This is a genomic window from Sulfitobacter sp. EhC04 (assembly GCF_001650875.1).
Taxonomy (GTDB): Bacteria; Pseudomonadota; Alphaproteobacteria; order Rhodobacterales; family Rhodobacteraceae; genus Sulfitobacter.
This window is the reverse complement of record NZ_LXYI01000042.1, coordinates 82,077-107,764: the sequence shown is the minus strand read 5'-3', so window position 1 is coordinate 107,764 and position 25,688 is coordinate 82,077. Positions and strand designations below refer to the sequence as shown.

Below are 25,688 nucleotides of genomic sequence, written 5' to 3'. Positions count from 1 at the left end.
GGGGCGATGGCGCCGGTCCTTTCGATTGTCGGCGGGATGGGGGCATTCCGGGGAGGACGGTTGGCCAAGGGGACCCAGGGGCGGATTGCCGAAGGCTTGTGGTTGCAATGTGCAATGTCAGCATGTGCCTATAAAAAGGCCGGGTTGATCCACAAGGGATCAACCCGGCCTTGCCCGACGGGGAGGTGTCGGGGGCATAGCGACGATGAGTCAATTCTCATGGCGCGCGATACCTACTCTTTAACGGTGCGGGTATCGGCTCCGCGCCATTCTTGCTCGGCGCAATTGCCGCAACTGCCCGAAGGCAGCTGAATCCTACCTTGATCGCCCTTCCCACCCCGGAAGGGGAAGGTGGCGCGCACAAGATGTAATGCATCCCGCACACGCCAGGCGATCACAACCCAAGCAGCATAAAATCAAAAGCTCGGCCACCGACCACTCACCCGGAACATTTTGCGCTGACCGGGATCGCTGCAGTAACTTCACCCCCACCAGGGTCACAAACACCAGCCTAGACAGCCAGTTACAGTTTACCTGGGCCGCTGTGAGTTGCACGTTAGTAAACCGTTAAAATTTGAGGGGGCTACCTGACATGCTTGACCGGTGGCAATCTGCGCGCCCAGACTCCATAAAAGGGATGTGGCGGGTTGATCCGAGGGACAGATGACAGAAGCTGAACAAGATTATTTCTGGGATGGATACCTTCATTGGGCCGACCTGATGGATCGGGCGGTTGACGGCCCCGCCCCCTCGCTTGAACAGGTTGCTTTGGAAACGGAGATGGCGGTTTACGAACCTGTTTTCGTCCGGGTGAGGAACGGTTTGTGTCCCGTTTCGAAAAATCGGGTTGAGCGGTTTCTGCAGGGGCCCGCCCCCTTTGCCAATGCGGAAATGCTGGCGCTGCCCGAACTGGCGTTTCTGTCCGGTCAGGACCTTGCGTTTGATATCAACGACCTGCTGATCGGTCTTGAACATGCGTTGTTGGCTGATGCGCCGCTTGAATTTTTCCTTTATCGCCCGCTTGCCCACAGCATGGCAGAGCACCAGAAATATGACAGTATCTTTGAGGTGATCGACCTGGGCGCGCCGGCCTTGTACAGCCCTGCACCCGCCCCCTTTATGGCATTGGTGCCGCAAGAATCCGCCGGCCAGCCGTTACCGCAGGCGCAGGTTATCGGTGCGGTCATCGACAATGACATTGGTTTCCTGAACACGACCTTTCGCCATCGCGACGGCCCCGACGCGGGCAACACCCGGGTCGAGGCGATCTGGCTGCAGTCGCGCGAATGCCTGGCCAGCACGCCGCTGCCGCCGATCAACGCGGTGCAGCTTGGCCGCATACTGCGCAAACCCGAGATTGACGCGATGATCCACGATGATCCCCGCGATGAGGTGCGCATCTACGGCGAAATCAACGATGCGCTGCATGTCTGGGACCCGTTTCGCGGCCCCCCGCCCGGCGATAGCCATGGCACCGCGGTTGCCGATCTGGCCTATGGTCAGGACATGTGTGCGTCGGATAACCCCTGCGCCGTTCCCCTGATGGCGGTGCAATTGCCGCCCGAAGCGGCGGTGGACACCACCGGCACCTACAGCGAAAGCTATATCGTTCAGGGGGTTCGATGGCTGTGCGCCGAGGCGCGCAGACGTGCGCCGCAGGCCAGGCTGGTGATCAACATCAGCTATGGCGTTCTGGCGGGGCAGAAGGATGGCGGCAAGTTCATCGAAGCGCAGATCGCGCGCGAGATCACCCTTGCGGAGGCGTTGGGCCAGCAGGTGCATGTGGTCTATGCCTATGGCAACAGCCTGAACACCCAGCAGGTCGCGCGGGTGCAGATCGCGCCGGGCGCGACATCCGATCCGCTGGTGTGGGTGATCCAACCCGATGATCCGGTCCCGAATTTCCTTGAGTTACGCACTTTGACCAGTGGGAGGATGCCGCATTTGGCAAGCCTGCCTGAGGGGCTGGCGGTGACTGTCACGGCACCGGATGGCGGCCAGGTGATACAGGCCGCTCCCCCGCCCGGTACGGCAGTGCCGCCGCTGGGGGCCACCCGGAACGGTGCGCCTGTGCGGCTTTACCACGCCCCGGAACGGGCGGTTAACGGGCGGCCGGACTGCCTGGGTTTCTACAACCTCGCCATCGCGCCGACGCGGCGGATCGACCCCGATCTGCCTATCGCGCCTGCGGGTGACTGGCGTATCACCATCACCAACACCACGTCGGTGCCGGTCGACCTTGTGTTCCAGATACAGCGTGGCGATACCGCGCCGGGGTTCAACATTGGCGGGCGGCAGTCTTTCTTCGAAGGGATCGCGGTGCCCGTTGTCCATGATGGCCATCCCGGCTGGGACGTGGCGGCCCCGCTGACCAATGAGGGCACCTGCAGCGCCTTTGCCAGCGCCACCCATCCACGCATTCACACGGTTTCGGCGCAAAAGGACGTATTGGGGCAGATCACCGCGGCGGATTATGCGTCGCGCGGCGCGCCCTGGGTCGGGTCAGGCGATGCAACCCAAAATCGCGTGGTGGATCAGGTTTTCACCTATGGGCAGCGCACGGTCGGCACCTATTCCGGCACCGGCGCGCGCCTGTCGGGGTCAAGTGGCGCTGCCGCGATCCTGAGCCGTGAACTGGTCCAGGCAGGTTCGCTGACAATTTGAGCAAACTCTTAGAAATCGGCGATCCGCATTTCCGCCCGCGCCCGCGCCCAGATGTCGCGCAACAGCGGCGATACAATCGACCCGTCCACCGCAACGGAGGCAGTCGCGTGATCAAATGCTTTCTGCGTGCCCGAAAAGGCAAGCGTGTCAAAGTTGAAATCGAGCGCCGCGATATTGGCGGTCTCAAGCTGATAGGCCCCGGTCTGCGCAGCGCCGCTAAGCGCGTTCACCAGATATTCGCCAATCGCCATGCCCATTGCCGCGCCGGCAAAACTGTCCGCAGGGAAATGGACACCTGCAACTGTCCGGTTTTCCGCAATCCTGGCGGCCAGCCGCATCAGCAGGCTTGTCTCGGTCGGTGGCTGGGTGGTGGCAAAGGCGGATTGGGCCGAATAGGGCGCATTGCCCGGCGGGTCAGTGGACAGCGCATGCAAGACCGTGGCCACGGCAAAGGCCTCTACCGAATGGCCACTGGGAAAGCTGGCATGGCTTGGCGGCTGGATGATCGGCTGGACAAAGCCTGACATCTCGTTCGGGCGTGTCGCGGACAGATGCAGCTTGACCGGCATTTCGATATAGGTGCCAAAGCGCAGGATCGCGTCCAGCAACATCAGCGTCCAGGGGGTGCGATTGTCGTCCAGCGCCATCAGCGCCCCGAAAAAGCTGAGCGTGTCGGTCTGCTGCACGTGGATTTCGTCAAACCGTTCGTCCCGCAGCGCGGCACTGCTTTTGACGAAACGCATCTGGCCCCAAAGATAGTCATTCAACACCTCGCGGAACGGGATCTGCGGATCGGCGCCCTGTGGCAGGGGCAGGGTATAGATCGGCGTGGCTGCACCGGCCTCCTTCAGGACCACCTCTGTCGGGGCATTCAGCACGAGGGGCGCGAACAGATGATCGAGATTATAGTCGATGATGTGATTGCGGAAAAAACCCTCGTGGCGCTCAAAGGCAGCAAGGTCAGGCGACAGCGCAGGCAGGTTGGTGGTGGGGGCAGCGGTGCGCGGCCGGTGCCGCGTTGCGTCCCATTGGCGGGTGATCCCTTCGAATGTGGACATCAGCGCGGCGCTGATCTGCCCGTCGGTTTCACCCCCCGCAAAGAAGATGCCATCGCGGCCATTGCGCCCGTTCCGGCCATTTCTGCCGTTCCGTCCGTTTCTGCCATTCCTGCCGTTTCGGCCATTCCGCCCGTTAAGCGCGCTGAGACCCGTCATACCAACCCTCCGAGAACCGTTGTATTCAGTACAGCCTGCGCATAGGCTTGGGTCAACAGACAGCGTGATATGTGACCGATTTTAACGGTTTTCTCACTGCTTCTGAGGGGGTTACACGCGAGGCGGGAGCCTGGGGCAGAGTCATGACGGTTGTACAGATCAGATTGCGGGGTGATTTCTGCATTTCCTCACCAGTGGGGGATGCGCTGACCCCAAGGGGAAAGAAGGCCATGGGACTGCTGGCGATGCTTGCCAGCAGCGACAATCACACGCGGTCGCGGCGATGGCTGGAAGACAAACTGTGGAGCAATCGCGGCAGTGAACAGGCGCGGGGCAGCCTGCGCACCACACTTGTGGACATTCGCAAGAGCCTTGGCGAATTTGCCGACATCCTCGGGTCTGATCGCACCTCGGTCTGGCTGGAGTCCGACCGCATCGAAACCGACATCGACAATACGCAGAGCACCCGCGAGTTTCTTGAGGGTCTGGTCATCCCCGACCCTGAGTTCAACGACTGGCTGATGCAGCAACGCATGATGCTGCGGCGGAGCGGGGCGAACCGGTCGGACGCGCAATTGCCGGGACGGGTAACGATCCAGTGCGGCGAACCCTGGAACCAGTCCTCGGCCAGCAATGTCAAACAGCAGATCGTGAACGACCAGGTCGGCAAGATCATCAGCGACTTCGTCGCCGCGTCGCGCCGCACGATCACCGAAACCAGCGCCGATCTGGTGATCCGCACCAGCATCGAGGAAGAGGAAAACGGTGCCGCGATCCTTGTTCAGGTCATCGACCCGGTGCGGGACGAAATCGTGCATTCCGATCATTGCTTTGCCGAGGATCTGAACAGTTTCCTGCGCAGTCAGGACGTATTGGGCCGGTTCTGCTGGAACGTGGCGGACCTGACGCTGGAAAAACTGCCCGGCCTGCGGCGTGACCAAAACCCGCTGGCGATGCGGTCGGGGCATGTACAAAAGGCGCTGCGCAAGGTTCTGACCTTTGATCCTGCGGAAATGCGAGCCAGCCTTTCGGTGCTGGACATCGCGAATGACGAGATGGATGCAGGCCTTTACCTGGCACTCAAGGCCTGGGCGATGACATCAATGATCATGGAGGGCTTCCTGGTCGAAGATGCCGCGACGCTTGAGGAAATCTCCGCGCTGTTGATCCGGGCGGAAGAACTGGCACCGGGCGATGCGATGATGGCAGCGGTCAGTGCGAACGTGCAGGCGATCCTGTTCGAGCGGCATGACAGTGCTGTCAATCTGGCCCGCCGCGCGCTGCGCGAAAACCCCAACAACCTGTTTGCCCTGCAGGCCATGTCCGTGGGTCGCATCGCGCAGGGGGAACTGGATCAGGCCTATGAATTGTCGCGCCAGAGCAAATTCATCTCTGCCTTGTCCAAGTTCGAGGCCATGTGCAACCTGCACCATTCGTTGCTGTGTATTTCCCTGCAACGAACCGAAGAGGCGGTTGCAAGTTCCAGACTGGCGGCTGACCGGTCGCCCGCGTACCGCGCGCCCCGGCGGCAATTGATCGGGCTGCACGCGGCGCAGAACATGACGGCCGACAGCATGAAACAGGTCAACGAACTGAAAACCATCGAGGCCGATTTCAGCATCGAACGCTATTTGTTTGATCAAAGCTATCCGTCAAATACCCTGCGCAAGTCAGGTTATCTGGACCGTGCGCGCCAGTCTCTGGCAGGACGAAAGTAGCGCTGCGGTCAGTACAGGAAATCGCCCCTGTCCAGATCGGCCCGGTCCACACCCAGCAGGATGATGGAACTGTCCACGCCAGTGACAATCTCTACCGAGTTGCCGACCTGGGTGGCCTCCCGCATGACGTCGATAAAGGCGCGGAAGCTGGAGATGCCTGAAAAGTCGATCACCTCCAGGCCGCTGTTTGCGTCAAAGTCGATGATCGTGTCGTGTCCGTGGCCCTCGTTAAACACGAAGGTATCGCCGTTGAAGTCACCGCGCAGCAGGTCATTGCCAGCGCCCCCGGTCAGCGTGTCGAAACCCGCGTTGCCATATAGCGAATCGTTGCCGGTGCCGCCCTGGATGTCATCGTTGCCCGAACCACCCAGCAGGCGGTCGTCGCCTTCGCCGGCCAGCATGGTATCGTTGCCTTCCTGACCTAGCAGCGCATCACCGATGGACCCGCCGTCCAGCAGATCGTTGCCGGTGCCGCCGAACAGACGGTCAAGGCCGTTGCCGCCTAGAAGCGTATCGTTGCCCGCACCGCCAAATAGGTTATCGGCCTGGTTACCGCCATCCAGGTAATCATCGCCAGCGCCGCCATTGAGCAGGTCAAAGCCGGCTTCACCAAAGATCGTGTCATTGCCGGCCTCGCCAAACAGGCCATCGACAGAGGTGCCAAAGTTCGCGCCGCCCCGGATCAGATCGTTACCGTCGCCGCCGAACACACGGTCCGCGCTGTCGCCGGCAAAAAGGGTATCGTTGCCCGCATCGCCATAGATGTTGTCAAACCCGTCTCCGCCATAGATCAGGTCATTGCCGGTGCCGCCGCGCAGCAGGTCCGCACCGAAGCCGCCGTTGATGTAATCATCGCCTTCGTCCCCCAAAATCGTGTCAAAACCGCCGTCACCCAGCAGGGTATCGGCCATTTCGCCACCCAGGATCTGGTCGTTGCCGACGCCGCCCCGCAGGGTATCGTTGCCACTGTCCCCTTCGATGTTGTCATCGCCGTATCCGCCATGGATCAGGTTGTCGTAACGCGATCCTTCCAGCGTGTCGTTGCCCGCACCGCCCAGGACATTTGCGAAACCATATAGGACATCGTTGCCAATATCGTCGCCTTCGGCATTGCCAGACAAGAAGTTGCTGGTCTCGAACCGGTCGAGGTCGACGAAAATATCGGACTGAGCACCGGAGAAGTCGAGCACATCGACAAATGTGAAGTCCGAGGAGCCGTCTCCGCCGAAAAGCGTGTCGTTGCCCGCGCCACCCACGATCGTATCGTTGCCGTCACCGCCCCGGATGTCGTCATTCCCGCTGCCGCCGTCGATCCGGTCATTCCCGCCTGCACCGTCGATCCGGTCGTTCCCGCCCTCGCCGGAAAGGGTGTCATTGCCTGCGAAACCGCCGATGGTGTCGTCCCCGGCCCCAGCCGCGATCACATCGTCCAGGCTGGTTCCCGTGATGGCAGAGGCGGCGTAGCCCCAGCCCTGGGTGACGCGCAGGGCCGCTTCGTTGAGCGAAAAGCTGGTGATGCCGCCGGTGGTCGAAGGGGTGAAATCAGGCCCGCCATAGATATGCTGCGCGGCCTCCACGTCAAAGAGGCCCAGTCGGTTCACGGAGCCGCGATTGTAGCTCATGATGGTGTAGGTGCCATTGTCATAGGGCGCGTCCAGGATCACGTCGCCACTGAACGGATGCTCCATTCCGATGGCATGGCCGATCTCATGGGCGATAAGCCCCCAGCTCATGTTTCCTGCACGGCTGGTGTTGATGAAAACGTCGCCGCCGAGGTCGTATTCGTAGGCACCATATTGCCCGATGCTTCGGCCGGGATAATAGGCATAGCCTGAAAAACCGGCGTTGCCCGGGTCTTCGCTGAAATTGTAATTGGCAAACCGCATGTCGCCTTCGCCGGGTTCAACCTCGACAAAGATGATGCCGGAGGCCGCGGCCCAGGCGTTCATCGCCGATTGGGCCAGGGCTTGCTGGGCATTCGAAAATTGCTGGAAGCTGTCGACGTAGGCCTGTGAATAGCCCTGATCAAGCAGATAGTCCTGAGCTACAGTTTCAAAGGAATAGGTCACCACAGTGGGTGTCGCCGCCTCGCCCGACCAACTGGCGTCTGAAAGGATGGCGGTGTAATTATCAACAACTGTCGGCATAAGACTTCCCTGAACAAAAAAACGAACCTATGTCAGGTTAGCAGCGGAAAGCCGCCTAAGGAACCTTAAGTTTCAGGTTACTAACGTACAGCGTCAGCCAACCATCCCGATGATTTCATATGTCTTTTTCAGGATAGGTGTCGTGATCTCGCGGGCTTGTTCCGCGCCCCTGGCCAGGATGCGGTCAATCTCTGCCGGGTCATCCATCAGGCGCGCCATCTCGGAAGAGATCGGCGCCATCTTGGCGACAGCCAGATCCGCCAGCAACGGCTTGAATGTGCCGAACTGTTGGCCGCCCACCTCTGCAAGGACCTGATCGACGGTTTGCTCTGACAGACCGGCGTAGATGTTCACCAGGTTGCGTGCCTCTGGCCGGTCGTCCAGGCCCTTGGCTTCGGACGGCAGGGCGTCCGGGTCGGTCTTGGCCTTGCGAATCTTCTTGGCAATGGCATCGGCGTCATCGGTCATGTTGATGCGGCTGGCGTCGGACGGGTCGGATTTCGACATTTTCTTGGACCCGTCGCGCAGGGACATGACACGGGTCGCGGCCCCTTCGATCACCGGTTCGGTGATCGGAAAGAAATCGACGCCGTAGTCATGGTTGAACTTTGCCGCGATGTCGCGGGTCAGCTCAAGGTGTTGTTTCTGGTCTTCGCCGACGGGGACATGGGTGGCATGATAGATCAGAATGTCGGCGGCCATCAGTGCCGGATAGGCGAACAGCCCCAGTGAGGCTGCCTCGGCATTCTTGCCCGCCTTGTCCTTCCACTGTGTCATGCGGCCCATCCAGCCCATCCGTGCGACGCAATTGAAAATCCATGCAAGCTGGGCATGCTCCGGCACCTGGCTTTGGTTGATCAGGATGGATTTCTCGGGCGAGATGCCGCTGGCGATGAAACCCGCCGCCAGTTCGCGGGTGTTGCGGCTCAAAACGTCAGGCTCAAGGAATTTTGCCGTGATCGCATGCAGATCGACCATGCAATAGATCGTCTCGAAGGCCTCGTCCTGCATCGAGACGAACCGCTTGATCGCGCCCAGATAGTTGCCCAGCGTCAGACCCCCAGAGGGCTGAATCCCGGAAAAGACGCGCGGGGTAAAGGATGTCTTGGACATGGATGACCTCTGGGGCTGGAAAAGGCGGTGGGCACGGCTTACTCATGGGGGCCAATGCCGTCAAGGAGCGCCCATGTCCGCACCCGATTTCCAACCACCTGTCAATCCGATGCCCCCCGTCGTGATCCTGTTTTTTCTGGCCATCGCCGGGGTGGAGGCAGGGCTGTCACTGGGCGAGGCCGGTCTGATCGGCGGGCCGGGGGCCGTGGGTTGGCGGCTCGGCCTTGTCCGGGACTACGGCTTTTCCGGGCAGATATTTGACTGGATGGTCGCGAATGGGCAGTTTCCGGTGTCCGAGCTGCATCGGGTCGTGACCTATTCCTTTGTTCATCTGGGCTTTACCCATGGCATATTTGCCATGGTGCTGCTGCTGGCGCTGGGCAAGATGGTGGCCGAGGTCATGGGGCAGATGGCATTTGCGGTCATTTTCGTGCTGTCGGGTGTCGGCGGGGCGGTGATCTATGCGCTGTTGCTGGATGATCCGATGTGGCTGACCGGGGCCTATCCCAATGTCTATGGGCTGATCGGGGCCTATTCCTTTGTCCTGTGGCGCTCGCTGGCGGGAACCGGCGCGCAACAGGCACGGGCCTTTTCCCTGATTGGCATGCTGATGGGGCTGCAATTGCTCTGGGGTGTGTTTTTTGAGGTCGGTACGCTTTGGGTGGCCGAGCTTGCGGGGTTCTTCTGCGGCTTTGCCTTGTGTTTCCTGCTGGCACCGGGGGAATGGGCGCGGATGCGTGCGGGCCTCAGGCGGCGGTGATCGCGGCGCCGTCAACCCCGCCGGACGGCGCGTTTGAATTCGGAGAGCTTGAAAGCACCGATCAGCTGGCCAATGCCAAAATAGCTGACCGCGCCGATCAAGATCAGCACCACAAGCGTCAGGCCACGCCACCACGGGATGCCAAGGAAGGGCTGGAAGGCGACATTGGCGGCCCAGAGGCACAGGCCCATCGCGGCAGAAGCTGCCAGTATCCGCCAGATCCGTTTGTGAAACCGGGCGTCGAATTTTGCGGCTGCGCCGTATCTGCGGGCTCCGATCGCGAGACAGGCGAACATGACCCATCCGGCAAGGCTTGCGGCAATGGCGGGGGCGATCCAGCCGACGACGGGGGCCAGCCCGATGGCGAGGGCGGCATTGACCACCATGGCCACGACGGCAAAGTAGAAGGGGCGGCGGGTGTCTTCGCGGGCAAAGTAGATCGGTTGCAGGATCTTTTGCAGGACAAAGGCGGGCAGACCCAGGCCGTAGATCGTCACGGCGGTGGCGATGGCGGCGCTGTCGTCTACGTCGGCGGCACCGCGCTGAAACAGGACCGTCACCAGTGCCAGCGGCACCACCACAAGCGCCACAGCTGAAGGGATCGTCAGCGCCAAAGAGATTTCGGCGGCCCGGCTGAGCGCGCCTCGCGCGCCCGCGTCATCGCCCGCCCGCAACCGGCGCGACAGGTCGGGCAACAGCACCACGCCAACGGCGATGCCCACGACCCCCAGCGGAAGCTGGTACAATCTGTCTGCCGCAAAAAGCCAGGACACGGCGCTGTCATATTGGCTGGCCACCAATTGGCCGACCACCAGGTTGATCTGCATCACGCCGGAGGCCAGGGCGGCGGGCAGGGCGATGACGATCATGTTGCGCATCTCGGGCGTCCAGCGGGGCCGTCCGGGGCGCAGGGCAAATCCGGCATCAGCTGCGGCGCGCCAGGTCAGGGCAAGCTGCGCAAGGCCCGCGACCGGGATCGACCAGATCAGCCAGTTCACCACAGCGCCGCCGGTCAGCGCGCCGATGGTCATCGCAGTGATGACAAAGATGTTCAGCAGCACCGGGGCCGCTGCAGCCACGGCAAAGCGACCTGTGGCATTCAGAATGCCGGAAAACAGCGCGGACAGCGACATGCACAGGATGTAGGGAAAAACGATCCGACCGAAACCCACGGTCATGTCGAACCGCGCATCCCCCACGAACCCTTCGGCAGTGGCCCAGACCAGCGCTGGCATGAACACCATGCCCAGCCCGGTCAGGATCAGCACCACCATACCCAGCCCGTTAAAGGCATCGCGGGCAAAGCGCCCGGCCCCTTCTTCGCCTTCCAGCTTCTTGGCGAACATCGGCACAAATGCCGCGTTGAACGCGCCTTCGGCAAAGAAGCGGCGGAACATGTTGGGCAGTCGGAAGGCGGCGACAAAGGCATCCATCACCGGCCCCGGCCCGATGAGCGACAAAAGCAGCACCTCGCGCACGAAACCCAGAACCCGGCTGAGCAAGGTCCAGACACCCACGGTGAAAAAGCCGGACATCAGGCGGATGGGTTTCATGGCGGCCTCGGAGAATTGCGTTGCACTTTGCCTAGCCGTTGCAGGGAAGCCGCGCAATGGGGCGGCTTGTGCAGGAAATCCGCAGATTTCCCGCACAAGCCGCGGCGGCCGATCCGGCCCTTATTTTTCTGCCCGTTCCGCGCCATCCGCAATCGCCTCGCGCAGGCGTTTTTCCAGCATCTTCTGCTTGGCAACCGTATGGTATTTCAGCCCGAACATGTCCTTGACGTAGAAGGTATCGACCACCTGCGCGCCATAGGTCGCGATCACGGCATTGGCGATATAGACGTTTGCCCCCGCCAGTGAACGCGTCAGATCATAAAGCAGGCCGGGGCGGTCGCGGGTGTCGACCTCGATGATGGTATAGATTTCCGAACCCTCGTTGTCGAAGGTGATCGACGTGGGCACGCGAAAGGCTTTTTCGCGCTTCTTGACCTTGTCGCGGGATTTCAGTGCGTCGCGCGCCACAACTTCGCCGCGCAGCGTCTTGGCGATCATCTGGCGCAGGCGGGGAAGCTTGGCGGACTCGTAGGCGTTGCCATCGGCATCCTGGATCCAGAAGGCATCTGTGACGAACCCGTCCTTGGTGGTGTAGCTGCGGGCGTCCACGACATTGGCGCCGACCAGAGCCAGCGCACCGGCCAGACGCGAGAAGATGCCAGGATGGTCGGCCATGACAAAACAGGCGCGGGTGGCGTCGCGGTCCTCATCCGGGTGCAGGTCGATGCGCACATCACCATTACCGATGTCGCGCAGCATATTGGCAAAGGCGACATGGGCGGTGACATGCAGACCCTGCCAATAGGGCGGATAGTGCCGCGCCTTTTCGGCCTTGAGGTCCTTGCTGGGCCAATCCGCCAAGGCCTCGGTCAACGCCTTGCGGGCCTCGGCACCACGGTTTTCGCGGTTGATGTCCTCAAGCCCGGTTTGCAGGCCTCGTTTAGTTTGGCGATAGAGCGCGCGGATCAGCACCGCTTTCCAGTTGTTCCAGGTGTTGGGCCCGACGCCGCGAATGTCGCAGACCGTCAGGACGCACAGCAGGTCAAGCCGTCGGACAGTCTGTACCGCCTTGGCAAAGTCGCGCACGGTGCGCGGGTCGGCGATGTCGCGCTTTTGTGCCATGTCCGACATCAGAAGGTGATAGCGCACGAGCCATTCCACGGTATCCACATCCGCCCGTGACAGCCCCAGCCGGGGCGCGATCTTGCGCGCCATCTTGGCCCCCAGAACGGAGTGATCCTCGGGGCGGCCCTTGGCAATGTCGTGCAGCAGAAGCGCGGTGTAAATCACCTTGCGGTTCACGCCCCGCTTGAGGATGGAGGAGGCGACTGGCAATTCCTCTTCCAGTTCCTGCTTTTCGATCTTGGCCAGATTGGCGATGCACTGGATGATATGTTCGTCCACAGTATAGCTGTGGTACATGTTGAACTGCATCATCGCGACGATGGGTTCGAATTCGGGAATGAAGGCGGCCAGCACGCCCAGTTCATTCATCCGGCGCAGCGCGCGTTCGGGATTGCCGTGTTTCAGCAGCAAGTCAAAGAAGATGCGCTGCGCCTCGGGCGTTTCGCGCATGTCGTCATCAATCAAGTGCAGATTCGCCTTGATCAGGCGCATGGCATTGGGATGAATCAGCATCCCTGTCCGCAGACCCTCTTCGAAAATCCGCAGCATGTTCAGCTTGTCTGTCAGGAACGCCTTGTCGTCGGAGATGGCGATGCGGTTATGCACCACCTCATAGCCTTGCTTGATCTTGGGGCGGCGGCGGAAGAACCGTTCCAGCAGCGGTTCCGCCTTGACGTGGATCGCTTCCAGGCTGGACAGGAAGATCCGGGTCAGGTCACCAACCGCCGTGGCGTGTCGGAAATAGGCCTGCATGAATATCTCGACGCCGCGCCTGCCGCAGGTATCCTGGTAGCCCATCGCCTCGGCCACCTGGACCTGCACGTCAAATGTCAGCTGCTCCGTCGCCCGCCCGGCCAGCAGGTGCAAATGCCCCCGCACAGCCCAGAGAAAATCTTCGGCCGCTCGAAAGGTGTTGTATTCATCGGGGCGGAACACACCCTTGCCCACGAGGTCCGAGATCCGGTCGACGTGATAGATCAGCTTGGCGATCCAGAACAGCGAATGCAGGTCGCGCAGCCCGCCCTTGCCCTCTTTGACGTTGGGTTCCACCACATAGCGCTGTCCCTGTTTGAGGTGACGCTTGTCCCGTTCCTCCAGCTTGGCCTCGATGAAGTCGCGGCCCTTGCCGTCGAAAAGATCACTGGCCAGCCTTGCATCAAGTGCCTTTGCCAGCTTGCAGTCGCCCGCGATAAAGCGGTGTTCCAGCAGGGCGGTCTGGATGGTATAGTCTTCGGCACCCAGCCTGATGCAATCCTTGATGGTGCGGGTGGCGTGGCCCACCTTCATTTTCATGTCCCACAGAATGTAGAGCATGCTTTCCACGACACTCTCGGTCCATGCCGTGGCCTTGTAGGGGATCAGGAACAACAGATCGACATCGGAAAACGGTGCCATTTCCCCGCGCCCGTAACCGCCAACCCCGATCACCGAAAGGCGTTCGCTCTCGGTTGGGTTGGGTTTGGGGTGCAAATGGCGCGTGGCGACGTCCAGTGTGGCGCTGACCAGTTGGTCGGTGAGATAGGTATAGGCCCGGGTCATGCCGCGTGCATCGAAGGGGGCGGCGGCAAAGCTGCGCGCGATCTCGGCACGGCCGTTTTCCTGCACCTCCCGCAGCACCTCCACCGCAGCGGCGCGGCGCGCACCGGGCTCTGCGCTTTCGCAGGCCCCATGCAAGGCCGCATGAACGGCATCCGCGTCGAAAATAAGCTCTGGGGCGCAGATCAGGCGCGGATCGGTGTCCGCGCCTGAAACTGTTGTGGAGAGGGAAGCTGTCACTTTCGGGTCAGGACCCTGCGCCGCCAAACGCCTTGGGCGCGGGGTCGAGGATGACAACCGACTTGTTGCGGATCACGGCAATGGCCAGACCGCGTTCATTGGTGCCGTCCTTGCGCAGGCGGAAAATACCGCTTGCCCCCCGGAAGCCCGCCCCCTGCGTCAAGGATGCGCCGGACAGGGCCGAGGATTTGCCGGTCTTGGCCAAGGCTCCGATGGCCGCGATCCCGTCAAAGGCGAGACCGGCCAGAGGATGCGGGTCAGACCCGTATGCAGCGCTGTATTTCTGCCGGAAAACGCCCGTCGCGCCGGGGTCGGGCATGGCGAACCATCCCCCTTGAACGCCAGGTAAGGCAAGGGTTGCAGGCGGAATGTCCCAGCGTGTCAGGCCGATGAACTGTGTTGCAGGGGCCTGAATACCGGCCTCGGGCAGCATTTGCGCATAAAGCGGCAAGGCGCTGGCCGAAGAGGTTGTCAGGAACAGCGCGTTGGCATTGCCGCTGTCCATCGCCGCCTTGACCCGTGGCACGGAGGCGATGACGGATTCCTGGCTGAGCGCATAGTCTACGGTGCCAGCGAGGGTCGCGCCGTTTGCAGTGATCGCTTGCTGGATTGCGTTGCGCCCCAGTTGCCCGGCGACATCCTGCCCATGCAGGATCACGATCCGGTCCTTGCCGCTGCGCTTGGCATGACCGACAAGCCGGTTCGCGGTGGACGCAAAGGTTGGCCCGAGCACAAAGACGTTGCCGCCCGCAATGGTCGTGTTGTTGGAGAACGACAGCACGTTCACTCCCTGGGACGCTACCGCGACCCCGGCGGCATTGGCGGATTCGCCGTAAACCGGCCCGAGAATGATCTTGGCCCCTTCAGACACGGCCTGGGAGGCCATGCTGGCGGCAGTGCCTGCATTGCCAGCAGTGCCGTAGACGCGCAGGTCCACCTTGACGCCGTCCAGGTCCCGGATGGCCAGACGCGCTGCGTTTTCAAGGTTTTGTGCCAACAGGTCGTCGCTGGCCGAACCGCCGCGCGGGACCAGCAGGGCAACCGGGATCGGTGCGCTGGTGTCAACCTTGGGTCCGCCGGTGTTTGCCAGCCCGCCAATGGCCATCGGCTCGCAAGCAGCCAGGACCAGGGCGAAAAGGGTCAGGATCAGCAACCGCAGCTTCTTGCGGCCTGCATCGAAAAAAGCAATCATGTCGAACTCACTCTCCGGGTGGTCAGGCGGCGTCGGGACGCCGGTGTTTTACCTGCGCAATCATAGAGAGTGCGAAAGGCGGGTCCAGCGTGAATTACCTTAAAACCACTTTGTCGGCGGGATTATACTTTGTCGGCGTGCCGATCGGGACTGCGCGCGATATCACCTTGCGCGCGCTCGACGTGCTGGCCAATGCGGATGTGCTGGCGGCGGAAGACACCCGCAGCCTGCGTCGGCTGATGGATATCCACGGCGTGCCACTGGGGGCGCGCCGCATTGTCGCGATGCATGATCACAGCGGTGCCGGCGTGACGGACAAGCTGCTGGCTGCGATCCGCGCAGGGCAATCGGTCGCCTATGCCTCCGAGGCCGGCATGCCATTGATCGCCGATCCGGGGTTCGAACTGTCCCGCGCCGTGGCGGAGGCGGGATTGCCCCTGACCTGCGCGCCGGGCCCCTCCGCGCTGCCAACAGCACTCGCGCTGGGCGGATTGCCGACGGATGCGTTCTTCTTTGCCGGGTTCCTGCCCAATGCCGCAACCGCGCGCAAGGCGGCGCTGGAGGCGTTGCAGGAGGTGCCCGGCACGCTGGTGTTCTACGAATCACCGAAACGGCTGGGCGCGATGTTGCGCGATGCGGCAGAGGTGCTGGGCCCGGAAAGGAAAGCGGCAGTCTGCCGGGAACTGACCAAGAAATTCGAAGAGGTACAGCGCCACTCCTTGGAAAAATTGGCGGAAATCCATGCCGGATCGCCACCCAAGGGCGAGATCGTGGTCCTGGTGGACCGTGCCCGTTCAGGAACTGTTAGGGAAATTGACCTAGAAACGGAATTGAGAGGCGCATTGTCGGATATGTCGATGCGCGATGCGGTCGATATGGTGTCGCAGGCGCACGGTTTGCCACGGCGCAAGGTGTATCAGGCGGCATTGGCAATGGGAAAGGGTCAAACATGACAGGATCTGCCAGAACCCATAGGGGCGCGATGGCTTTTCAGGCGGGGGTTGCTGCGGAAAACCGCATCGCACAGGACTATGAACGGCGCGGCTTTGCCCTGGCGCGCAGGCGTTGGCGTGGCAAGGGCGGCGAAATTGACCTGATCCTGCGCGATGGCGACGGGTTGATCTTTGTCGAAGTCAAACAGGCCCGTGATTTCGACCGCGCCGCGCGCAGCCTTTCTGCCCGGCAGATGCAGCGCATCTATCTGGCGGCAGAAGAGTTCCTTGGATCGGAACCTGCGGGCAGCCTGACAGAAACGCGATTTGACGTCGCGCTTGTAGATGCACAGGGCCAGACCCGGATCATCGAAAACGCTTTTGGTCAGGGCTGACCCATTGCGCCTGACGGCCCGCTGCGCCATCTAAGAGGCAAGCAGCAGGGATTGACCGATGAAAATTGCCTTTCAAATGGACCCGATCGGGGACGTCAACATCAACGCGGACAGCAGCTTCCGCCTTGCCGAAGAAGCGCAGGCACGGGGACATGAGTTGTTCTTCTACGGGCCCGATCATCTGGCCTATCAGGAAGGGCGGATCACCGCGCGGGGGCATGATTTTAACGTCCAGCGGGTTCAGGGCGATCATGCGCAGCTTGGCCCTCTGCGCGAGGTCGATCTGGCGGATTACGATGTGGTCTGGCTGCGGCAGGACCCGCCCTTTGACATGCACTACATCACCTCGACGCATCTGCTGGACCGGCTCAAGGGCACCACGCTGGTGGTCAATGACCCTTTCTGGGTGCGCAATTATCCCGAAAAGCTGTTGGTGCTGGATTTCCCCCAGCTTACCCCACCCACGACGATTGCCCGTGATCTTGAAACCATCAAGGCGTTCAAGGCCAGGCACGGGGATATCATCCTCAAGCCGCTTTACGGCAACGGCGGGGCCGGGGTCTTTCGGCTGGATGAGAATGACCGCAACCTGGCATCCCTGCACGAGCTTTTCTCAGGGTTCTCGCGCGAGCCACTGATCGTGCAGAAATTCCTGCCCGCAGTGTCCAAGGGGGACAAGCGCGTGATCCTCGTCGACGGGGAGGCCGTGGGCGCGATCAACCGGGTTCCGGCCAAGGGCGAGACGCGGTCGAACATGCATGTGGGCGGCCGCCCCGAAAAGATCGGCCTGACCGACAGGGACCGTGAGATTTGCGCCGCCATCGGTCCGCTGCTAAAGGAAAAGGGACAGATTTTTGTCGGAATCGACGTGATCGGCGACTACCTGACAGAGATCAACGTGACCTCTCCCACCGGGATACAGGAGCTTGAGCGTTTTGACGGCGTCAACATCGCCGCCAAGATATGGGAGGCAATCGAGGCGCGGCGCGCATGAGCCTCCTGCGCCCGATCCTGAACACCTACCTTCGGCTGGTGGAAAAGCCGCGTCTGGCGCGGGCGAAAGCACCACAGCAGATGCGCGATAACCTTGAACGCCAGGCGCGCTATTTTTTTCGCGCACCCCGTGGCACCCAACAGCAGTGGCAGGTGCTGCAGGCGGCGGGCCGCCAGGTCCATGCGCTGGAAGTCGTGCCGCGCGCTCTGACCTCTGACGCTGTCATTCTCTACATTCACGGCGGTGGCTTTGTCTTTGGCAGTCCGCGCACCCATGCGGCGATGCTGGGCCAGATCGCCGATTTGACGGGGATGCGCGCCGTTCTGCCGCGATACCGTCTGGCGCCAGAGGCCCCCTTTCCCGCCGCTCCCACCGACGTGCGCACTGCCTGGGATGCGTTGATTGCAAGCGGTGTGAAGCCGGGCCGTGTGATCGTCGGCGGTGACAGCGCCGGGGGCGCACTCGCGCTGGGCCTGTTGGCCGAGCTGGCGGGCGAAGGTGCGGCCCAACCTGCCGGGGTTTTCTGTTTCTCACCACTCACCGACCTGACCTATTCGGGCGAGAGTTTCCGCCAGAACGCGCGGTCAGAGGCCGTATTGGTCGCAGATCGCGCGGATGAAATGGGCCGGATGTATCTGGGACATCATCCTGCGACTGATCCGGCGGTCAGCCCGTTGTTTGCGGATTTTACCGGGGCGGTGCCGGTCTGGCTGACGGTGGGTGATACAGAGATCCTGCGCGACGATTCGCGTCGGATGGCGGCACGGTTGCGGGGGCAAGGCGTCGATGCGAGCTTTACCGAGGCCCGCGATCTGCCCCATGTCTGGCCAATCCTGCACAACACTCTGCCGGAGGCGCGGTCGAGCCTGCGGGAATTGGCGGGCTGGATCAACCAGCGGCTGGATTTCCCAGGCGAAAGCTGACCGCTTCGGCGATATGCGGCTTGCGCACGCTCTGCGCGCCGTCGAGGTCGGCAATGGTGCGCGCCACCCGGATCACGCGGTGATAGCCCCGCGCAGACAGGTGAAACCGTTCCGCCACCTTGGCCAGCAACGCCCGCGCCTCTGCATCGGGGGTGGCGATCTGTTCCAGCATGTCCCCTTCGGCATCCGCATTCACCTGCATGCCGGATTGATCTGCGAAACGTGCAGCCTGCGTGGCGCGGGCGGCGGCAACGCGGGCGGCCACATCGGCGGAACTGTCGCCGCTGCCGGGCAGGTCCAGATCGGTGAAGGCGACGGGGGGCACATCTACCCGCAGATCGAAACGGTCCATCAACGGCCCGGAGATGCGGCCCATGTAATCCTCCCCGCAGTGCGGCACACGCGCACAGGCGCGCGCAGGGTCGCTGAGATAACCGCATTTGCAGGGGTTGGCGGCGGCCACCAGCATGAACTTGCAGGGGTATTTCACATGGGCATTGGCGCGCGCGATCATCACCTCGCCCGTTTCGATCGGCTGGCGCAGGGTTTCCAGTACCATGCGGGGAAATTCGGGAAATTCGTCCATGAACAGGACGCCGTTATGTGCAAGCGAGACCTCTCCGGGCTTGGCCTGCCGCCCGCCTCCGATGATCGCGGCCATCGAGGCGGTGTGATGCGGTTCGCGAAACGGACGCGCGCGGGAAATGCCGCCTTCGTCCAGCAGACCCGCAAGCGAGTGGATCATCGAGGTGTCCAGCGCCTCTGCCGGGGTCAGGGGCGGCAGGATCGTGGGCAGCCGCGCGGCCAGCATGCTTTTGCCTGAACCGGGTGTGCCCACGAACATCAGGTGGTGCCGCCCGGCGGCGGCGATTTCCAGCGCCCGCTTGGCCCGCTCCTGTCCCTTGACGTCGCGCAGGTCGCGGCCCTGCGGCGGCGCTGATACTTCGCCCGGTTCGGCAGGAGGCAATGGGGCCTGCCCGGTATAGTGCCGCACCACGTCGCCCAAGGTCGCCGCCGCGATGACCTGGGTCTTGCCCACCCATGCGGCCTCCGCCCCCGATCCGGCGGGGCAGAGCAGGCTGCGGTCCTGTTCTGCGGCGGCCATTGCGGCGGGCAGGGCACCCACCACGGGCACCAGCGTGCCGTCCAGTGACAATTCGCCCAGGGCGACGACATTCTGCACCACGTCGTCGGGCAGGATATCCAGTGCGGCAAGCAGCGACAGCGCGATGGGCAGATCGAAATGGCTGCCCTCCTTGGGCAGGTCGGCAGGGCTGAGGTTGACGGTGATCCGCTTTGACGGCAGCGCGATGGCCATTGAGGTCAGCGCCGTGCGCACGCGGTCGCGGGCCTCCGACACGGCCTTGTCCGGCAGGCCGACGATGGAAAAGGCAGGCAGGCCCGCCGTCACGGCGCATTGCACCTCGACCATGCGCGCCTCGACCCCCTGAAACGCGACGGTATAGGCGCGTGAAACCATCTGTCATCCCCTTGTTCACCGTGGTTAAGGGATAATTTGCCGTGGTTTAGGAATGGTTAACGAGTGCCGTCACCCGGCCATGGCGCGGTTTCAGTGCCGAAGTCGTAGGGAAAGGGGTCGTAGGTGGTTTTCAGCCCTTCCGCGCGCCATGCCTTGAACGCCGGGTCGCTGATTGCAATTTCACAATAGCGGCGCGCGGCGTCGGACACGGGCAGGTCATAGCCGATGATGCGCGCGGCGACAGGGGCGTAAAACACATCTGCCAGCGAATACCGCCCGAAAAGCCATTGCCCACGCAGGTCCGCATTGCGCATGGCGTGGGTCCAGAGGGTTTCGATCCGGTCTAGGTCCGCCTGCACGGCGTCGGTGACCACAAAACCCTTGTTCACATGCTGCAATTGCATCGGGCAGGCCCCGCGCAAGGCGGTAAAGCCGGATGCCATCGCCGCGCACAGCCAGCGCGCCGTGGCACGGGCTGCTGCACCATCTGGCCACAGGCCCGCGTCAGGGTGCCGTTCTGCCAACGTTTCGGCCATGGCGAGGGTTTCGCCGATCACCATGCCTTCGGGCGTGCGCAGGACTGGCACCAGTTTCGCCGGGGCAAGTGGTGCCAGATCATCCGCCATCGTGCCGCTGTAAAGGCCCACCATATGGGCCTTGTAGGGCAGGTTGAATTTTTCCAGCATCAGCCAGCCCCGAAGGGACCAGCTTGAAAAAGTGCGATCGCCGATGAAAAGGTCATATGTCATGACGTCACCTAGCCTTGATATGAAAAATGGAGCAAACGCAATTTTGTGCGGCTGATTATCACGGGCGGTGATTGATCCGGCGCGCCTGCCAGGTCCCCGCGTCGTGATGCAGTTCGGTCACCGACAGGTTGTCAATCTTATGGGCCATTGCCGCATTGGCCGTCACGCCCATGGCTCGCTGAACCTGTGTCAGGATCACGCCGAAATGCGCCACTGCGATGATATGTGCCGCGGGGTGGCGCGCGTTCAACTCATCGACTGCGCGCCGTACACGGTCTGCGGCGGCGTTCCAGCTTTCGCCGCCGGGCGGGGCCACGTCTCCGGGGGTTTCCCAATAGGCGCGGGATAGGTCGGGATGCATGTCGGACACTTCAGAGAAATGTTTCCCGTCCCAGTCCCCGAAATGCAGCTCGCGCAGGTCGTGGCGATGCGGCAGCCGCCGGTGGCCCGGCATCTCAAGCGCATCGGCGGTTGTGATTGACCGGATCAGATCGGAAGAGACCACAAGCGCCTTTTCCGGGAGGAACGCGCTCAGCCGCGCGATGCGTGCCGTGTCGGACAGATCCGCAGGCACATCGCGCCATCCGACAAAGTTCTTTTCATGGGTGGGACCGTGCCGGACCCAATGCCAGGTGGTCATGGCAGGCGGCCTTTCAGGACCACCGGCAACCCCGCCGTCACCTGAACTACCAAAGCGGCCTCTTGCGCCAATGCGATATTCAACCGGCCCTGTGCCTCGCGGAATTGCCGTGCAAGGGCGTTGTCGGGCACGATGCCATGACCAACCTCATTGGAGACGATGACCCAGGGTGCCGCGCAGTCCCGTAGCGCGGTCAAAAGTGCATCCTGTGCCAGGGCTAGGTCAGAGCCATCCATCATGTGATTGGTCAGCCACATGGTCGCGCAGTCGATCAGCACACAATCCTTGCCTGTCACCCCCGCCAGCGCCGGTGCCAGATCAAGCGGCGCTTCGATCGTCCGCCATCTCGCATCGCGCCGCTTTTTGTGAACAGCCACCTTCTGCGCCACCTCATCGTCAAGAATACGGCCAGTGGCGAGGTAAACCATTGGCCGGCCGTCATTTTCCAGAAGCGCTTCGGCCCAGGCCGATTTTCCGGAAGCGGCCCCACCTAGGACAAGAGTGGATTGGGTCAACATTTTTTTCCTTAAATCGGAACTAAGGCGCCGGGTCATGCGTACCTTTGTCAAAGGGCGGTCTCAAGGCTTGCCATGATTTCAGGGGGTATATGATTATGTCAACGCAAACAGCCAGAGAGTTTTCCCTTACGCGGACCGCCATGAAAGCGGAACTGCTGGATGCCGAAACCGAGCTGAAACTGGCCTATGCCTGGCGCGATCAACGGGATGAAGCGGCACTGCATCGCCTGATAACCGCTTATATGCGGCTGGCCATTTCGATGGCGGGCAAGTTCAAGCGGTACGGCGCGCCAATGAACGACCTGATTCAGGAAGCAGGTCTGGGGCTGATGAAAGCAGCGGACAAGTTCGACCCTGACCGCGGGGTCCGGTTCTCGACCTACGCGGTCTGGTGGATCAAGGCCTCCATCCAAGACCATGTCATGCGCAACTGGTCGATGGTGCGCACCGGCTCCACCTCTTCGCAGAAATCGCTGTTCTTCAACATGCGCCGGGTTCAGGCCCGGCTAGAGCGCGAAGCCTCGGCGGCTGGCGAAACACTGGACCGGCATCAGCTGCGCCAGATGATCTCGACCGAGATCGGCGTGCCCCTGCATGATGTGGAGATGATGGAGGGGCGATTGTCCGGCTCCGACTATTCCCTGAACGCGACCCAATCGGCAGAGGATGAGGGCCGCGAATGGATCGACGCACTGGTGGATGAAAGCGCGCAGGCAGCAGAGCGGGTCGAAGACGTCCACGACACGGCGCAGCTGCGCACCTGGCTGCTGACCGCGATACAAGAGCTGAACGACCGCGAGCAGTTCATCGTGCGGGAACGCAAACTGCGGGACCAGCCGCGCACATTGGAAAGTCTGGGCGACGAGCTGAGCCTGTCGAAGGAGCGCGTGCGCCAACTGGAGGCGGCCGCATTTGTCAAAATGCGCAAGTCGCTGGAAGGGCAGTCGCGCGAGGTCATGCATTTCCTGAACTGACCAACCGGGGCTGGCACATTCCCCGACTGCCGCTTATGGTCCCGGCGAGGCGCGATCTGGCAAGGGGCATATTATGCTGGCAGGCAAACACATTCTGCTGATCATCGGCGGTGGCATCGCCGCGTTCAAGTCGCTTGACCTGATACGCCGCCTGCGCGAACGCGGGGCCGAGGTAACGCCGGTCCTGACGGCGGCCGGGTCCGAATTTGTGACCCCCCTGTCGGTATCGGCTCTGGCGGGCAAGCCCGTTTTCCAGGCGCTTTTCGATCTGAACGACGAGGCCGAGATGGGGCATATCCAGTTGAGCCGTGTGGCCGATCTGGTGGTTGTCGCCCCGGCAACAGCCGACCTGATGGCAAAGATGGCGCAGGGGTTGGCCAATGACCTTGCTTCCACCCTGCTGCTCGCCACCGATACGCCGGTTCTGATCGCGCCCGCGATGAATGTCCGCATGTGGCAGCACCCCGCAACCCAGAGGAACCTTGAGACCCTCAGGGCAGACGGGATCGGCATGGTTGGCCCCAATGACGGCGACATGGCCTGCGGTGAATTCGGCCCCGGTCGCATGGCCGAACCGCTTGAGATCGTGGCCGGGATAGAGGCGCGGCTGGCCGATGGACCGCTCAAGGGGAAACGCATTCTTGTGACCTCGGGGCCGACCCATGAGCCCATCGACCCGGTGCGCTATATCGCCAACAGGTCGTCCGGCGCGCAGGGTGCGGCGCTGGGCCGGGCGCTGGCGGCGCTGGGCGCGCATGTTGTCTTTGTCACCGGACCTGCCGACACGCCACCGCCCGATGGGGTCGAAGTGATCCCTGTCCAGACCGCTTTGCAGATGCTGGAGGCGGTGCAGGAGGCCTTGCCCGCAGATGTCGGCGTCTTTGCCGCCGCGGTGGCCGACTGGCGCGTGACTTCGGCCAGTGACCGGAAACTGAAAAAATCCAAGGATGGCATGCCCGAACTGACCTTTGCAGAGAACCCCGATATTCTTAAGACCGTCAGCCGGATGACCGAAGGCAGGCCCGGCCTGGTCGTCGGTTTTGCCGCCGAGACAAACGATGTCGTCGACAACGCGACCGCCAAACGCACACGCAAGGGCTGCGACTGGATCGTGGCCAATGACGTGTCCCCGGCCACCGGCATCATGGGTGGCTCAGAAAACGCGGTCACGCTGATTTCCGACGCGGGCGCGGAAGTTTGGCAGCGCATGGGCAAGGATGCGGTCGCCCGCAAACTGGCGGCGCGCATCGCGCAGGCATTGGGTTAGGGCGCGCAGATGGTCACGATCACGCTGCGCTGGGCCGAAGGGGCCGATCAGACACTGGGCCTGCCCGCCTATGAATCCACCGGGGCTGCCGGTGCGGACCTGCGCGCGAACTTGCCGGAGGGGCCGGTGACACTGCCCCCTTCGGGCCGGGCGCTGATCTCCACCGGGTTGCACATGGCCATCCCGGAAGGGTTCGAGGTGCAGATCAGGCCGCGATCGGGCCTGGCGCTGAAGCATGGCCTGACCCTGCCCAACAGCCCCGGCACCATTGATGCAGACTATCGCGGCGTTGTCGGGGTGATCCTGCTGAACACCGGGACGGAGGGCTTTGAAGTCACCCATGGCATGCGGATCGCGCAGATGGTGGTTGCCCCGGTGGTGCAGGCGGGTTTCAAGGTTGAAGAAACCCTGGACGATACCGCACGGGGTGGCGGCGGCTTTGGATCAACAGGCGTGAACTGATGCTGCTGGTCGCGATCATGGCTGCCGTGATCTGGTTCGGCGGCGGCATGGTTGGCGCGCCACGGCAGATCCGGCTGACCCTGCTTGGTCTGCTCTATCTCGCGGTTCTGGGCATTCAGATCACCTTTCCCAAGACCCATCCGATGGCGGTGAATACCGGTGGCAGCGCCGCACTCTGGCTGTTGCTGGGCGGGGCTGTGGTGATCTTTCTGGCCTACCGCGCGCTGATCCGCGCATTGCGCCGACGCGCGGCGGGCAGCATACCCGCGCCGGATGATGCAAAACCTGTCGGTCCATTCTCGGACACGGAACTGAACCGCTATGCCCGCCATATCGTCCTGCGCGAGGTCGGCGGCGCGGGTCAGAAGGCGCTGAAAAACGCGCGCGTGCTGGTCATCGGTGCCGGTGGTCTGGGCGCGCCGGTGCTGCAATACCTCGCGGCCGCCGGGGTCGGCACCATCGGCGTAATCGACGATGATCTGGTTGAGAACGCAAACCTGCAACGGCAAGTGATCCACCATGATGGTGCCATCGGCATGCCCAAGGTGTTTTCCGCGCAACAGGCGATGCAGGCGCAGAACCCCTTTGTCACCGTGCGCCCCTATCACCGCCGACTGACAGCGGATATTGCCGACGAACTGGTGGCTGAATATGACCTCGTGATCGACGGCTGCGACAATTTCGAAACCCGCTATCTGGTCAATGCCGCCTGCGTGCGGGCCGGGGTGCCGCTGATCTCTGGGGCGCTGAGCCAGTGGGAAGGGCAGCTTTCGGTCTTCGACCCGGCACGTGGCGCGCCCTGTTACCAGTGCATCTTCGACAAGCCCCCCGCGCCGCACCTTGCACCCTCCTGCGCCGAAGCCGGGGTGATCGGGCCGCTGCCCGGCGTGGTGGGGTCGATGATGGCGGTAGAGGCGATCAAGCTGATCACCGGTGCGGGCGCGCCCGCGCGCGGGCAGATGGTGATTTATGACGCTCTCTTTGGAGAGAACCGCAGCATCGCGGTGCAGCGCCGCGCGGCGTGCCCCACCTGCGGCACATCTGCAGAAAACTGACAGCGGGCAACATCAGCCGACATTGCCGGCCGGTGCA

At 62.5% G+C, this 25,688-nt stretch carries 21 protein-coding genes; 11 read left to right on the top strand and 10 right to left on the bottom strand.

The window, feature by feature from the left end; translation table 11 throughout:
• The first annotated feature begins 663 nt into the window (after window positions 1-663).
• Window positions 664-2,664 (top strand): hypothetical protein, encoded by a 2,001-nt coding sequence (locus A8B82_RS17270; RefSeq protein WP_067295169.1) that lies wholly within the window; start codon window positions 664-666, stop codon window positions 2,662-2,664.
• Between the two features lie 8 nt (window positions 2,665-2,672).
• Here the strand turns inward: A8B82_RS17270 and A8B82_RS17265 are convergent, their stop codons facing one another.
• Window positions 2,673-3,878 carry a phosphatase PAP2 family protein gene (locus A8B82_RS17265; protein ID WP_067295166.1) on the bottom strand — a complete coding sequence of 402 codons (1,206 nt, stop codon included), beginning with the start codon at window positions 3,876-3,878 and terminating at the stop codon, window positions 2,673-2,675.
• Between the two features lie 143 nt (window positions 3,879-4,021).
• On the opposite strand from A8B82_RS17265, the gene A8B82_RS17260 reads away from it, so the two are divergent.
• On the top strand, window positions 4,022-5,596 hold the full coding sequence (locus tag A8B82_RS17260; protein ID WP_138069793.1) for a hypothetical protein: 1,575 nt from the start codon (window positions 4,022-4,024) through the stop codon (window positions 5,594-5,596).
• Window positions 5,597-5,604: 8 nt separating this feature from the next.
• On the opposite strand, the gene A8B82_RS17255 is transcribed toward A8B82_RS17260, so the two are convergent.
• Together A8B82_RS17255 and trpS are read right to left on the bottom strand one after the other, a co-directional pair.
• Complete coding sequence (locus A8B82_RS17255) at window positions 5,605-7,743, bottom strand: matrixin family metalloprotease (protein ID WP_067295160.1); 2,139 nt, start codon at window positions 7,741-7,743, stop codon at window positions 5,605-5,607.
• A gap of 93 nt (window positions 7,744-7,836) precedes the next feature.
• A complete protein-coding gene (gene trpS / locus A8B82_RS17250; RefSeq protein ID WP_067295157.1) occupies window positions 7,837-8,856 on the bottom strand; it encodes a tryptophan--tRNA ligase in 1,020 nt (339 codons plus the stop codon).
• Window positions 8,857-8,929: 73 nt separating this feature from the next.
• Between trpS and A8B82_RS17245 the strand changes: the two genes are divergently transcribed.
• The gene (locus A8B82_RS17245; protein WP_067295154.1) at window positions 8,930-9,616 is read left to right on the top strand and encodes a rhomboid family intramembrane serine protease; all 687 of its coding nucleotides are present in this window, start codon (window positions 8,930-8,932) and stop codon (window positions 9,614-9,616) included.
• 11 nt (window positions 9,617-9,627) lie between these two features.
• On the opposite strand, the gene murJ is transcribed toward A8B82_RS17245, so the two are convergent.
• From murJ to A8B82_RS17230, 3 genes are all read right to left on the bottom strand, one after another.
• Entirely contained in the window at window positions 9,628-11,169 is a 1,542-nt protein-coding gene (gene murJ / locus A8B82_RS17240; RefSeq protein ID WP_067295150.1) for a murein biosynthesis integral membrane protein MurJ, read from the bottom strand.
• A 120-nt stretch (window positions 11,170-11,289) separates the two neighbouring features.
• Window positions 11,290-14,070, bottom strand: coding sequence for a [protein-PII] uridylyltransferase (locus A8B82_RS17235; RefSeq protein WP_067295235.1), 2,781 nt, complete (start codon window positions 14,068-14,070; stop codon window positions 11,290-11,292).
• A gap of 7 nt (window positions 14,071-14,077) precedes the next feature.
• A complete protein-coding gene (locus tag A8B82_RS17230) occupies window positions 14,078-15,262 on the bottom strand; it encodes a penicillin-binding protein activator (RefSeq protein WP_067295147.1) in 1,185 nt (394 codons plus the stop codon).
• A gap of 89 nt (window positions 15,263-15,351) precedes the next feature.
• On the opposite strand from A8B82_RS17230, the gene rsmI reads away from it, so the two are divergent.
• The 4 genes from rsmI to A8B82_RS17210 are packed head-to-tail and all read left to right on the top strand — an operon-like array spanning window position 15,352 to window position 18,506.
• Window positions 15,352-16,215: a 16S rRNA (cytidine(1402)-2'-O)-methyltransferase gene (gene rsmI, locus A8B82_RS17225; RefSeq protein ID WP_067295143.1), complete on the top strand. Its 864-nt coding sequence runs from the start codon at window positions 15,352-15,354 to the stop codon at window positions 16,213-16,215.
• Window positions 16,212-16,589: a YraN family protein gene (locus A8B82_RS17220; RefSeq protein WP_067295140.1), complete on the top strand. Its 378-nt coding sequence runs from the start codon at window positions 16,212-16,214 to the stop codon at window positions 16,587-16,589. Before rsmI ends, A8B82_RS17220 begins: the two co-directional genes overlap by 4 nt.
• Window positions 16,590-16,647: 58 nt before the next feature.
• Window positions 16,648-17,583 (top strand): glutathione synthase, encoded by a 936-nt coding sequence (gshB, locus tag A8B82_RS17215; RefSeq protein ID WP_067295137.1) that lies wholly within the window; start codon window positions 16,648-16,650, stop codon window positions 17,581-17,583.
• A complete protein-coding gene (locus tag A8B82_RS17210; RefSeq protein WP_067295134.1) occupies window positions 17,580-18,506 on the top strand; it encodes an alpha/beta hydrolase fold domain-containing protein in 927 nt (308 codons plus the stop codon). The genes gshB and A8B82_RS17210 overlap by 4 nt, the downstream gene beginning before the upstream one ends.
• Here the strand turns inward: A8B82_RS17210 and A8B82_RS17205 are convergent.
• From A8B82_RS17205 to cobU, 4 genes are read right to left on the bottom strand one after another with little or no spacing between them, the layout of a single operon-like run.
• Window positions 18,472-19,986, bottom strand: a complete 1,515-nt coding sequence (locus A8B82_RS17205; RefSeq protein ID WP_067295131.1) for a YifB family Mg chelatase-like AAA ATPase — start codon at window positions 19,984-19,986, stop codon at window positions 18,472-18,474. The genes A8B82_RS17210 and A8B82_RS17205 overlap by 35 nt on opposite strands.
• Before the next feature lie 56 nt (window positions 19,987-20,042).
• Entirely contained in the window at window positions 20,043-20,735 is a 693-nt protein-coding gene (locus A8B82_RS17200; RefSeq protein WP_067295128.1) for a glutathione S-transferase, read from the bottom strand.
• A 58-nt stretch (window positions 20,736-20,793) separates the two neighbouring features.
• The gene (locus A8B82_RS17195; RefSeq protein WP_067295126.1) at window positions 20,794-21,375 is read right to left on the bottom strand and encodes a histidine phosphatase family protein; all 582 of its coding nucleotides are present in this window, start codon (window positions 21,373-21,375) and stop codon (window positions 20,794-20,796) included.
• Window positions 21,372-21,893, bottom strand: a complete 522-nt coding sequence (gene cobU / locus A8B82_RS17190) for a bifunctional adenosylcobinamide kinase/adenosylcobinamide-phosphate guanylyltransferase (protein WP_067295123.1) — start codon at window positions 21,891-21,893, stop codon at window positions 21,372-21,374. The genes A8B82_RS17195 and cobU overlap by 4 nt, the downstream gene beginning before the upstream one ends.
• 95 nt (window positions 21,894-21,988) lie before the next feature.
• Here cobU and A8B82_RS17185 point away from each other — a divergent pair, with 95 nt between their 5' ends.
• The 4 genes from A8B82_RS17185 (at window position 21,989) to A8B82_RS17170 (ending at window position 25,651) form a co-directional block, all read left to right on the top strand.
• Window positions 21,989-22,867 (top strand): RNA polymerase factor sigma-32, encoded by an 879-nt coding sequence (locus A8B82_RS17185; protein WP_067295234.1) that lies wholly within the window; start codon window positions 21,989-21,991, stop codon window positions 22,865-22,867.
• Window positions 22,868-22,940: 73 nt separating this feature from the next.
• The gene (coaBC, locus tag A8B82_RS17180) at window positions 22,941-24,134 is read left to right on the top strand and encodes a bifunctional phosphopantothenoylcysteine decarboxylase/phosphopantothenate--cysteine ligase CoaBC (RefSeq protein ID WP_067295120.1); all 1,194 of its coding nucleotides are present in this window, start codon (window positions 22,941-22,943) and stop codon (window positions 24,132-24,134) included.
• Window positions 24,135-24,143: 9 nt separating this feature from the next.
• Window positions 24,144-24,596, top strand: a complete 453-nt coding sequence (dut, locus tag A8B82_RS17175; protein ID WP_067295117.1) for a dUTP diphosphatase — start codon at window positions 24,144-24,146, stop codon at window positions 24,594-24,596.
• Window positions 24,596-25,651 carry a HesA/MoeB/ThiF family protein gene (locus tag A8B82_RS17170; RefSeq protein ID WP_067295114.1) on the top strand — a complete coding sequence of 352 codons (1,056 nt, stop codon included), beginning with the start codon at window positions 24,596-24,598 and terminating at the stop codon, window positions 25,649-25,651. Before dut ends, A8B82_RS17170 begins: the two co-directional genes overlap by 1 nt.
• The last annotated feature ends 37 nt before the right edge of the window (window positions 25,652-25,688 follow it).